This window comes from Aquiflexum sp., assembly GCF_977115555.1.
The window spans coordinates 1-11273 of record NZ_CDSBKL010000107.1 but is presented as its reverse complement, the minus strand read 5'-3'; the positions used below and the strand labels follow the sequence as shown (position 1 = coordinate 11273).

Below are 11273 nucleotides of genomic sequence, written 5' to 3'. Positions count from 1 at the left end.
AAACAGAAACACCCGGCAAAGGAGAATTGGTATTTTTATCCAGGACACGGCCTGTGATGGAAAGGTCTTGTGCTGCCAGCACCCCAACAGAAATCAGGGTAAAGGCAATAACGAATAATAGTCGCATTGCTTAAATTGCTTGTAATTTGAAATAATTAAAAGGGATGTTGGAAAGGGAAAATTCAACCTTTCGAGAAATAAAAATCAAGCAAAAACAGGGGGCCCCCGATGATCAAATCCAAGTACAACTTGGGTAAAAAATTCTATCGAGGAAAAGCTTACCTCTAAATTTTGATCGAATGAGACAAATTCGGGAATAGGGATCTCAAACTGGTAAACAATATAATCTGCATGGGCGATGAGATCCAAAATAATCAGCTCCTGCTCGGTGTGACCATGGTCAGGAAGGGATTCCTGCTCTAGCGTTAATATCGGGTGGGCGTGAGTGATGATTTTCCCATTCAATTCATGGGAGTGAAAAAACAATACCCCATTGGCCAAAATGCTGAGCATCAGTGCCAAGCTGAAATGACTTAAGAATGGGACTATGTTTCGGAATTTTTTCACTTTTTACAATAAACCAAACAGATAACGCAAATATAGGTAACAATGTTAATCAAAAATTACCATTCATAATTTTATTCTGAGTCAGATCTTATTTTTAGAATGGTCGAAAAAACATCCTATTGACATAATTTCAGTAGTTTTATAATATGGTTGATTTCAGATACAGACCCGAAACCTATTTTGAAGCTGAGCTTACTTCAGTACTTTTGATCCGATTGGACTTTCCCGAAAGTCAATGGGGTGAGATGATCAGCATTTACGCAAATATGTTGGAAGGAATGATTTACTACGAAGCAGTGGACTTTTATGGCAATGACATCATCCTGAGTCCTTCAAAAAGCTTTGAACCCTTATCCACCCAAGAGGTCATCTTCATGATAGAGACGATGGAAACAGATTGGGAGAGTGCACAGGGGAATATGGGACTGACACTTTTGGGTATCCCAGAAGTTGAGAGCAAATATTATCCTGATTTAAAAAATTATTTTTCTGAAAAAAGGAAGGGTTTTGGCTTGGATTAAAAATCCAAAATAGACTCATAGGCCCTTGTAAGTGAATGGTTGGTCTTGAACCAATAATCATAGGTCTCAAATGAGATACAGTCATTGATTTCCATTCCCTGAAAATTCACTTTCTTGATGCTGTTGGAAGGCAGCCAACTCCTCAGGTCATTGGCCTGATCGATGGTCAATTGGGAGAGTTGGACGATTCTTTTTCCTTCGACTACCAAGGGTATCAATTTAATCATAGCTTTATTATTTTCTTACAAATGAAAAGGAAACCATCCATGAAGTGGTTAATAATAAATTACGATTGTGTTAACTTTAGATTTTACTCTTTATTTTGATCTTCCATATTCAATCCGGTAAAAAGCTTTGACCCCATAGTGCATGGTAAACATCATCCTCATTGTTGTTTTTTTATTGTTGGGCATTTTTTTGCAGCGGTTCAAAATCGTTCCTGCCAATACTTCCAAATACCTGAATAACTACCTGATCTATATAGTGCTTCCTGCTTTGGCTTTGAGATACCTCCCCAAAATCGACCTGAGTCCTGAATTGTTGTTGCCGGTTGCTGCTGCATGGATAGGTTTTGGACTGTCATGGCTGATCTTTGGATTGCTAGGCAAAAGATACCAATGGGGGAATTCTGTGACCGGCTGCCTAGTCATTACCGCAGGTTTGGCCAATACCTCCTTTGTAGGAATCCCCATCATTCAGGCACTATATGGGGAAGAAGGTGTGAAAATAGCCTTGTTGATAGATCAGGCCGGTTCATTTATCATCGTCAGCAGCGTGGCGGTCATCGTCGCCTCCATCTACAGCATAGGCAAAAAAAGGAAAAGAGACATTACAAGAAAAATCCTCACTTTCCCTCCTTTCCTGTTTTTCGTGATTGCTTTTGGCTTAAATTTTTATGGGATTAAGGTAGGAGATGGACTTGAAAAGGTTCTTGGGATAATTGCGGCTACTCTGACTCCTGCCGCCTTGACCTCTGTGGGGTTACAACTCAAAGTGGATCTTGCTTCATTCAAGTCAAAGTTCCTTTGGTATGGACTCGCCTACAAACTTTTCCTGATTCCGCTTGTTATTCTTTTGTTGTTCAAAAATATATTCCAATTGGAAGGTTTGATTTTGCAAGTATCGGTTTTGGAAGCTGCCATGGCACCTATGATCACAGGATCCATCATTGCCATCACACACAACCTCGAACCAAAGCTTGCGTCCCTGCTCGTTGGAATTGGGATCCCGCTTTCCTTTTTTACTTTGGGAATCTGGTATTTTGTTGTGACCTTCTAACCAACGATTAAAAAATTACAAACAAGTTTCGGAATTACCTCTCTCTAGAGGTGGCTACAACATATATTCCGTACCTAAAGGCACGGAAATCCACTAAAATCAAACTTTTACTACCAATATATTGTCCCTAAAGGGACAGTAACATATATCCTACAATACCAAGTATTACTTTGCTTCAATCAGTAGGATTATTGAATAGATAATTAAATTTTAAATCCTTTCCCAAGTTGACTAAGTAGAGTTAACCAAATAACCTTTAATCAATTAACCATTAACCAATCAACCTCTCCCTCATCAATTCACCTTTGTCGTATCAGGCTTGGCAGGTTTTGGCTTCAATAATCCCTTAAGGACTTTCTTGGCTTCATCCACAGCTTTTTCTTTTGTTTCCTCAATTTTTTTATCAGCCTCCTTTTTGACACTGTCCTGCACCATATCAGCTTTGAGTTTCAGTTCTTTTTTCAAACTGTCTTCTGCTGCTTTAAACTGCTGGGTTACTTCCTGTTGGATAATTTCTTTTTCATTGCTCACTCTTGATTTTAGCGAATTAGCAAGTAGGGTTTCAATACTGTTTCCACCTGCCAAACCAACTTTAGGCGCATTGTAAGTTCCTCCAAGGCTGATTGCCACAGGTATGATCGTTGATTCGTTGACTTCATTTCCGGAAATAGCCGCCAGCAGTGTATTTGCTTGGGCTCCGAATTTTCCTGCAGGAACCTGCATGTTGACCAAGTAATTGATCGTTCCATCAAATCCGGTGCTTCCCTGGATATTGGCCTGATAGTCCCAAAGCTTGACATCAAAAGGCTTGACATCTAGGACACCGTTATTGATTTCTATAGGAATGGAGATGTTTTTAAGCTGAAGTGTATTGGTGTCATTCAGCTTGGTAAGACTCGTCACACCTTGGATGATCGGACTGTCTTTGAACGCTGCTTCTGCCACTTTCAATAACCCTTTCCCATCCAATGAAGAAAGAATTGGCATCATATCCTGTCCTAGTTTACCCGAGAAAGCCAATGTGGAATTGAAATTTCCGGCGAGGTGCTGCGCAATCGGGGCAAATGCCTTGACCGTATTGAAGGATTGGAATGCCTGCATGATGCTCAGGTTGGCAAGGTTCAGACTGAAATCGAATTTAGGTTCTGCCAAATCCGTAGGATCATACGAGCCACTCAGGGTCATCTGTCCGCCCAAAGTCCGCATGGATGCGTCTGAAAAACTGAGAATCCCATCTCTGAGAATCATATTTCCCTTTACTTCTTTCAAAGTAAGGTTATCGTACAATACCTCTCCCGCAGCTACCGCCATGGAGAAATCGATATTTTTCGGCAATTCAATAACTGTCAAGGCGGCTGTGTCGGATGTGGTAGATTCTGTCATCCATTCATTGACATTGAACTTGCTCGATGTCAGACTCAGCTGCCCTTTCAAGGTCTCGTCTTCCTTCAGGAAATAATTCAGATAATTGGAAAGGAACCCGGTCGCCTGAAGTGGACTTTCACCAACCTGAGAATCAAATTGACTTAATGTAATCCGGTCAGGGGAAAAATCGGCCTTTGCCTGAGTGATTTTGATGCCTTGCGGAAGGTCTGTGGAAGTAAAGGAAAATTGGCTTACACCTATATTACCCCTCGTATCTAATTTGTTATATCTTCCTTCTTCCACATCTTTATACGAACCCTTGGTCTCGATATCCGCTTGGATTTTTCCTTCCATGTTCATGCCTTCCATCGGAAAAATGGCTAAAATCTTACCCAGATCAACGGTCCCATTTACTGCACCATCCCAATTGAGCAAAGAAAAATCATTGATTTTCAGCCTACCATTGATTGCCTCCTGTTCCAAAACAAAACCAAACTGACTCAAGTCGACGGTAAAGTCATTCATCTTACCGGTATTGTTTTGTATTCCTGCTGTGATATTCAACTTGTCAATCGGTGCAGGATATTCCGTACTTTTGATGTACCCGTTGCTGAGTACTAACTTGGCATCAACATTTGGAATCACTTGAGCGACAGAATCATATTTTCCTTTTGCTTGGGCATTGACATCCAACAATCCTTTCAAGGTCATCCCTTCAATGGGGAAAATAGAGGTCAATTCCTCCAGATTCAGCTTTCCTTTCAGGGTACCGTCCATTTCGTAGCTGATCAGATTTGCCAAAAAGAACTTTCCGGAAATCGGGTTGCTTCCAAAATCAAGGTTGAAAGCCGGGATATTAACAGAAGTATTGTCCAGATTATTTGTTTCATTCTTTACCTGCATGTCAATATTGACATTGCTGACAGGCCGTGGAAGATCAGGATATTGGAACATCCCATCGGCTACTTTGAGAGATATGTTAAAAGCTGGAAAGCTGGTTTCATTATAAATCCCCTTCATAAAACCATTGAAATCCATAGTTCCGGAAGTTTTCAAATCTGAAAAACTTTCCGTGTAAATACCCGGTACAAGGGAAAGAATACTTTTGAAAGTATTGTCTTTTCCTACAAAAGCAAGGTCAATTTCAATATCATCAGCAGGCATTGCGATGAATCCTGTGAGACCAAACAAAAAGTCATTGAGTGCAAATTCCCCCTCGCCAAAAGCAAACTTCATATTTGCCATGTCAATGTTCATTGTAGTCTCTCCTTTAAACTGCTTGTTATTCAGGTAATGCGTCCCCTCATAGGCAATGTCTGCGATCACTGCGTTCATATTTATCGGCAAGTCGTACACATCTGCTGTAAAATCCCCGCTTCCCTCGAGATTGATTTTTCCCAATGCCATGAAATATTGAAGAGACCTGTCGTCATAGATCAAGTCGAAGTCATTCACCTGAATCAAATCAACAGCAATTTGGAAGTTACTTTCAGGAACTGAATCTTCTTCTGAAGGGAAAGTGATGTCATAATTGGCTGTGCCGTCTTCCAGAACCTTCACATATAATCTTCCTCCATCTAAATGGATGCCTGTGAGTGACGGCGTGTCTCCAAACACCACTGACTTCAGGTTAAAATCTATCTGAAACTTGTCCATGTGGACCAGAGTATCTTTTTGAAAAGGTTCATTCCCAACAATTCCAAACTGCTCCACAGTGGCAGAAATATGAGGAAATCTCTTGAAAACACTTAGGCTGATTTTATTGATGTCATAATAAACTTTTGCATTGACGGAGGCAGCAATTTCTTTGTCTATCCTTTCAATTATTTTTCCTTTAAAAATAAAAGGTAATGCAATGAGAGAAACCAATAAAAAAATGAAAATACCGAGTATTATAAGCAATGACTTTTTCATATTTGGATGGATTAAGGGTATTTAAATAACGTAGGATTGAAGTTTTGGATTCTTTTGCCAGGTATCTATTTGGCTATTTATTCCACATTTTTTGGATATCCTGACCAAGTTCGTCGTGGATGAGTCCATTGGTAGCCACAATTTTTCTACCAAAAAGGAAATCATCGCCCATCTCAAAATCCGAAACGCGGCCTCCTGCTTCCTGAATGATAATAATCCCGGCAGCCACGTCATAAGGTTTGAGGTCATATTCGAAGAAACCATCCTGCCTTCCGCAAGCTACATAACACAAGTCCACGGCCGCACTTCCCATTCGCCTCAAGCCATGGCATTTTTCCATCAAAAGTCTCAAAACACCCAAGTAGTTATCAATCTGACCAAAAGCACTATATGGGAATCCTGTACCTATTAAACTTTCTCCCAAAGTTTTTGCAGGGCTGACGCAGATCCGCTCACCATTACAAAATGCGCCATTTCCCTTGGAAGCATAGAAGCATTCGTCGAAATTCACTTCATATACTACGCCAAGTACAATTTCTTTTCTATACCTGAGACCGATGCTGACTGAAAAAATAGGAAGACCATGGATAAAATTCGTTGTCCCATCGAGCGGATCGATGATCCATGTGTACTCTTTCCCGTTGGTTTCGCCTGTTCCTTCTTCGGTAATAAAATCCGCCTCCGGCAATATCAGACTGAGTCTGTCGACAATCATTTTTTCTGCTTCTTTGTCAACGTAAGAAACGAGGTCGTTCAGTCCTTTGGTTTCGACATTTTTGAGGTCAAAGGATTTTCTTTCTTTTCGGATAAATGCGCCGGCCTCCCGGGCAACTTTTTCTGTTTGTTCCAGTATCGGCAAAAGGTCAATCATAGTTGCGAGAAAGTTTTGGTATGGTAAGAATTTGAAATTGATAGTTAAAATGTTGCAAGGTATGAAAAACCAAGCAGATGGAATGCTAAAAGTCCTGAATCAAATCCATCGGGACAAAAGTTGGGAATTGGAAGACCTCTTCATTCAACTTTTGGGATTGAATCAGTTTTTTATTTCCCTTGTACTACTAGCACAATCTCTCCCTTGATGGGATGTTCTTTATAATATTCCACAAGTTCCTGAAGGGTGCCCCTCACATTTTCCTCATAGATCTTTGTAAGTTCCCTTGATACACTCGCCATTCTATCCGGACCGAAAGCCTCAGCAAACTGTTCCAAGGTCTTCATCAACCTGTGAGGAGATTCATAGAAAATCATGGTCCTGGATTCTTCCAACAATGACTCTATCCTCGTTTTCCTTCCTTTTTTGTGTGGAAGAAATCCCTCAAAGGTAAACCTGTCGTTGGGAAGCCCTGAATTGACCAATGCCGGCACGAAAGCCGTAGCGCCCGGAAGACAGTTGACTTCAAGTCCTGCGTCCTTAGCGGCCCTTACAAGAAGGAATCCCGGGTCTGAAATTCCAGGGGTACCGGCATCACTGACCAAAGCCAAAACTTCACCCCGTCGCATCCTGTCGACTAATTTTTCTACGGTTTTATGCTCATTGAAAATATGGTAGCTCTGAAGCGGCCTTTTGATTTCAAGGTATTTCAATAATTTTCCCGTGGTACGCGTATCTTCTGCCAAGATCACATCAACGGCATTCAATACTTCTATCGCCCTAAGGGTAATATCTTTTAAATTTCCGATGGGGGTGGGAACCAGAAACAGGTTAATCGTCTTCTCTTCCGACATATTAAATCTGATCTATGGCTTTGGCGAGTTTGTGGTCTTTTTCAGTAACAATATCTCCTGCATCATGTGTATTGAGTTCAATGACGACAGTATTGTAGACATTACTCCAGTTGGGATGGTGATTCTGTGCTTCAGCTAGGAAAGCTACTCTTGTCATGAAAGCAAAAGCTTCCTGAAAATCTTTGAACTTGAATGTTTTTGTCAAACTGTTATTTTTTTCGGTCCACATAATCAAATTTTTTTATAGTGAAATCACGCCTTCGATCTTCGAAGCCTTTTCATAAATATCTAAAATAGAATCGCTATTGGGCATCATGGCTTTGATGGTTGCTGAAACATACTTCCCTTTGGAAGAATGTTTTAAAGTCATTTTATTATTAGGCAATAATGCAGCCACTAGGGTTTCGCTTCCATTGGGGACAATGAATTTGAACATATATAATGTGGGGAAGATAGTCTGTGCCTCCAATTTGTCTTTGAAAGCCTGCCTGTCAAATGTGTGTTTCATCTTTTACGAATTTACGGGATAAACACGATAGAATAAAAATAAAATCTTTGTGCACAAAAAAACCCGTAGGAAGTCCCACGGGTTCTAAAATCTCTGATCTATTGATCAGAAAAATTTATATCTGTAATCTTTCACATCTGCAAGGTCTTCAAGTGCCATCATGATCATGTAAGCTGTTCTTTGAGAAGCATTCAAAGTCAACTGACTCTGGTATGAATTATAGCTTGCAATATCGGCAGCAGGAGTAATGTTATTCAGTTTGATAACAATGATTCCCACGTCTTCATGAATAGGCATGCTGATATCACCTGAATTTTTCAATCCAAAAGCAGCACCGATCGCCTTGGGAGCATATCCCACACCCGGTAGAACCGATGCGTTCATTCTCAAGTCAGGTGACTTGGCAAAGGAAGCTTCATTTGGAAATACAGCTTGCATCTCTTCCAAGGAAGATTTTCCTTCAAGCTTTCCTTTAATGATATCAGCTTTTTTATCATTTCTAACCTGAACCAAAACTTGTTGTTTTACTTGGTCCAAGGTAGCAGTACCTTCTTCATATTTCTTTTTAAGATTGGCTACGATGTAGGTATTGTCCAATTCAAACACCGGAGAGACAGCTCCTTCTGAAGCATCATTGAATGCCCATCTGACAACTTCTCTTGCGTTTTGAAGGTTGTTTAAAGTTCTTGCAAAAGCATCTACATTATTTGCCTGAATGATTCTGTATCCATCTTTCTCTGCATTGCCCGTAAACTCAGCGGCATTACCTGCAGATGCTGCAAAAGAATCTGCTTTTCGGAACACATCATTTCTAGTCACATCGCTCGGACCCAATTCCAATTCAATGGAAGCAATCTTATAAGAAGTCGCTTTTGGCAATTCTGTAACAGAAATGATATGGTAACCATATTCAGTTTCTACCAATCTATTGATCAAACCTGTTGATTTTACAGCAAATGAGACATTGGCAAAATCTTCCACGAAATCCGCTTTGGCAAACCATCCTAAGTCACCTCCTCTTTGTGCAGTACCGTCCTGTCCGTATTGGGCAGCGGCAGTGGCAAAGTCAAGGCCATTTTGAATTTCCTTCAATACGTTCTCTGCATTTTGTCTGACTTCTGCTTTGGCATCATCTGACATGTCCTGCGCCCCAAACAAAATATGGGCTGCTCTCATTCTAGGAGTTCCCTCAAATTTCGCAGTGATTTTATGGGTAATGTAAGAAGACCTGTTTGTCAAAAATGGACCATAAGTCTCACCTACCTGGATATCGTCGACGTTGGAAGTAAGTGTGTTTGGAAGTTCTTCCCCCGGTAAAATTACAGCAAATGGTGTCTGACCGTCAGAATTACGAATCGCAAAAGCAGAATCTGAGTCAGAAGCTCTGAGTTCCTCAGTCAGTCTTTTCATCTCAGTAATTACCGCAGCAGAATCTTCTGCACTTGGGATCAGGTCAAAACTCACATATTCCAAATCAGCTGCATTCTTCACTTTGAATTTTTCTGGGTATTTGGAAATGTAAGCTTTCAATTCGCTGTCAGAAACCTCCACCGTAGAGTCAGATATTGCATAGAAAGGGATGAAGAGATGATCAACATCGGCGATGCTGTTTGCCATCCTGTGCTCCAATTTTCCTTCTTTTGAATTTGCATACTCAGAAGTTGAAAGCAAGTTGTCATACTTGATTCTTAATCTGCCTTTGGCAAAAAGCTTTTCCTGCTGCTCCCAAAAAGCCAGTTGCTCAGGGCCCGCAGTTTCAAGAGATTGCAAAAAGCTGATCAGCTGCGACCTGTCAAATTCACCGGTTGCCGGATTGGTCAACTGTTGCCTCAACTCTGCGATGATGTTTTTGCCCTGCACCATATCTACCAATTCAGCATCGGAGATAGTCAGACCCAAGGCCTCATATTGCTCGGCAAATACTTTGTCTACGATCAAAGCCTGCCAGGCCTGCTCGCGCAAAGTGCTCATCTCATTTTCGGAAGGAGTTCTTCCTGTATTTTGTTGGAAAGAAATTTTGATCTCTTCGATCTTTCGGATGTATTCCTCATAGGAAACGTCTTCTCCTGCAATCTCTCCCACATTGTTTGCGCTACTACCCAAAAGGGTAGAATTAGGGCCCAATAGATCCCCTCCAACGAGGAAAAATATCAATCCAACTGCTATAACACCGATTGCAAGACCTGTTCTTTGTCTGATTTTTTTAATTAAAGCCATTCTCCTATTTTTTGAAGTGCCGCAAAATAATTCAATCTACATGTAAATTCAAAATAATATCACTGCCAATAAATTACTTATTGGATTCTGACCCGAAATGTATCTTAACTTTAACGGTTTCTATTCTATGGTCTAGTTTTGAAACTATGATAAAAGTATATGATTCAAAGGTAATGGACTCACCTTTTTGGGGAATATCCTCTCTCAAGGAGAGAATAAATCCTGCCAAAGTTTCAAAATCACCATAAGGAAGATTCCAACCATATTTTTCATTCAAATAATCTATTTCATGTCTCGCGCTCAATAAATACTCGTGATCGGAGAGTTTTTGCTCGATCAAGTCATCCTGATCATATTCATCCTGGATCTCACCGAAGATTTCTTCAATGATATCCTCCATACTGACAATCCCGCTTGTTCCGCCAAATTCATCTACTACCAACGCAAGGCTTTTTCTATCTTTGATGAATTGTATCAAAAGCTCATTAGCCAAAGCAGATTCTGGAACGATGATGATCGGTGTCAGGATATCGGAAATCTTTTTGGGTTTTTTGAACATCTCCAACTGATGACAATACCCGATCACATCATCGATTGATTCATTGTAAACAATGATTTTTGAATGACCACTTTCCGCAAAAACCTGCTTGAGCTCATCCATAGTATCGTCTATGTCCACAGCCACGATATCCGTGCGGGGAACCATACATTCACGTACACGGATGGTTTTGAATTCTATGGCATTGTCAAAAATCTTCGCATCCAGATCAACTTTCACATCCTGCCCACTATGATGAAGGCTATTTTTGATAAAACTGTTTAAGTCTGTTACTTTAAATACCGGCTTGTCCTCATTGTAGTCCAGCCTCAGTACTTTGGTGATGAAAAACCTTGACATACCTACTATCAACCATACCAAGGGATACATCAAAAAGTAAATGAGCTGGAAGGGAAGGGAAAAGAACGTTAGCAAACTATTCGGATTGAGCATAAAAATACTCTTAGGCAAAAATTCTCCCGTGATCAACACGATGATGGTGGACAGTACAGTCTGGATAATGACCACATAAGCCTGATTGTTAAAATTTCCTTTAAAAAGGATTCAAGCCAGGATTCAATCCAAGCCTCGAGCAAATAGGCCATAAAAATACCATAGAAGACCAGCGCGATGGTATTTC

General features: G+C 40.5%; 10 protein-coding genes and 1 pseudogene. 2 read left to right on the top strand and 9 right to left on the bottom strand.

Annotation, left to right across the window (positions count from 1 at the left end; genetic code table 11):
* Positions 1-204 precede the first annotated feature (204 nt).
* On the bottom strand, positions 205-567 hold the full coding sequence (locus tag ACZFYI_RS08590; RefSeq protein WP_462523712.1) for a hypothetical protein: 363 nt from the start codon (positions 565-567) through the stop codon (positions 205-207).
* A 146-nt stretch (positions 568-713) separates the two neighbouring features.
* On the opposite strand from ACZFYI_RS08590, the gene ACZFYI_RS08585 reads away from it, so the two are divergent.
* Complete coding sequence (locus ACZFYI_RS08585; RefSeq protein ID WP_462523711.1) at positions 714-1088, top strand: UDP-glucuronosyltransferase; 375 nt, start codon at positions 714-716, stop codon at positions 1086-1088.
* On the opposite strand, the gene ACZFYI_RS08580 is transcribed toward ACZFYI_RS08585, so the two are convergent.
* Positions 1085-1315: a hypothetical protein gene (locus ACZFYI_RS08580; RefSeq protein WP_462523710.1), complete on the bottom strand. Its 231-nt coding sequence runs from the start codon at positions 1313-1315 to the stop codon at positions 1085-1087. The genes ACZFYI_RS08585 and ACZFYI_RS08580 overlap by 4 nt on opposite strands.
* A gap of 142 nt (positions 1316-1457) precedes the next feature.
* Here ACZFYI_RS08580 and ACZFYI_RS08575 point away from each other — a divergent pair, with 142 nt between their 5' ends.
* Positions 1458-2366: an AEC family transporter gene (locus tag ACZFYI_RS08575; RefSeq protein WP_462523709.1), complete on the top strand. Its 909-nt coding sequence runs from the start codon at positions 1458-1460 to the stop codon at positions 2364-2366.
* Between the two features lie 294 nt (positions 2367-2660).
* Here ACZFYI_RS08575 and ACZFYI_RS08570 read toward each other — a convergent pair whose 3' ends face one another.
* From ACZFYI_RS08570 to ACZFYI_RS08540, 7 genes and pseudogenes are all read right to left on the bottom strand, one after another.
* Positions 2661-5645, bottom strand: coding sequence for an AsmA-like C-terminal region-containing protein (locus ACZFYI_RS08570; protein WP_462523708.1), 2985 nt, complete (start codon positions 5643-5645; stop codon positions 2661-2663).
* 73 nt (positions 5646-5718) lie between these two features.
* Complete coding sequence (locus tag ACZFYI_RS08565) at positions 5719-6516, bottom strand: inositol monophosphatase family protein (RefSeq protein ID WP_462523707.1); 798 nt, start codon at positions 6514-6516, stop codon at positions 5719-5721.
* A 170-nt stretch (positions 6517-6686) separates the two neighbouring features.
* Positions 6687-7370, bottom strand: coding sequence for a 16S rRNA (cytidine(1402)-2'-O)-methyltransferase (rsmI, locus tag ACZFYI_RS08560; protein WP_462523706.1), 684 nt, complete (start codon positions 7368-7370; stop codon positions 6687-6689).
* A 1-nt stretch (position 7371) separates the two neighbouring features.
* Positions 7372-7599 (bottom strand): 4a-hydroxytetrahydrobiopterin dehydratase, encoded by a 228-nt coding sequence (locus ACZFYI_RS08555; protein ID WP_462523705.1) that lies wholly within the window; start codon positions 7597-7599, stop codon positions 7372-7374.
* A 12-nt stretch (positions 7600-7611) separates the two neighbouring features.
* A complete protein-coding gene (locus ACZFYI_RS08550; RefSeq protein ID WP_462523704.1) occupies positions 7612-7878 on the bottom strand; it encodes a DUF493 domain-containing protein in 267 nt (88 codons plus the stop codon).
* A gap of 105 nt (positions 7879-7983) precedes the next feature.
* Positions 7984-10095 carry a peptidylprolyl isomerase gene (locus ACZFYI_RS08545; RefSeq protein ID WP_462523703.1) on the bottom strand — a complete coding sequence of 704 codons (2112 nt, stop codon included), beginning with the start codon at positions 10093-10095 and terminating at the stop codon, positions 7984-7986.
* Positions 10096-10168: 73 nt separating this feature from the next.
* Positions 10169-11273: pseudogene (locus tag ACZFYI_RS08540) on the bottom strand (hemolysin family protein); the annotation flags it as partial.

Excerpts from the sequence above, each read along its gene's own strand:
- ACZFYI_RS08585 (WP_462523711.1), top strand. The coding sequence starts at position 714 with ATGGTTGATTTCAGATACAGACCCGAAACCTATTTTGAAGCTGAGCTT.
- ACZFYI_RS08580 (WP_462523710.1), bottom strand. The coding sequence starts at position 1,315 with ATGATTAAATTGATACCCTTGGTAGTCGAAGGAAAAAGAATCGTCCAA.
- ACZFYI_RS08575 (WP_462523709.1), top strand. The coding sequence starts at position 1,458 with ATGGTAAACATCATCCTCATTGTTGTTTTTTTATTGTTGGGCATTTTT.
- ACZFYI_RS08570 (WP_462523708.1), bottom strand. The coding sequence starts at position 5,645 with ATGAAAAAGTCATTGCTTATAATACTCGGTATTTTCATTTTTTTATTG.
- ACZFYI_RS08565 (WP_462523707.1), bottom strand. The coding sequence starts at position 6,516 with ATGATTGACCTTTTGCCGATACTGGAACAAACAGAAAAAGTTGCCCGG.
- rsmI (WP_462523706.1), bottom strand. The coding sequence starts at position 7,370 with ATGTCGGAAGAGAAGACGATTAACCTGTTTCTGGTTCCCACCCCCATC.
- ACZFYI_RS08555 (WP_462523705.1), bottom strand. The coding sequence starts at position 7,599 with ATGTGGACCGAAAAAAATAACAGTTTGACAAAAACATTCAAGTTCAAA.
- ACZFYI_RS08550 (WP_462523704.1), bottom strand. The coding sequence starts at position 7,878 with ATGAAACACACATTTGACAGGCAGGCTTTCAAAGACAAATTGGAGGCA.
- ACZFYI_RS08545 (WP_462523703.1), bottom strand. The coding sequence starts at position 10,095 with ATGGCTTTAATTAAAAAAATCAGACAAAGAACAGGTCTTGCAATCGGT.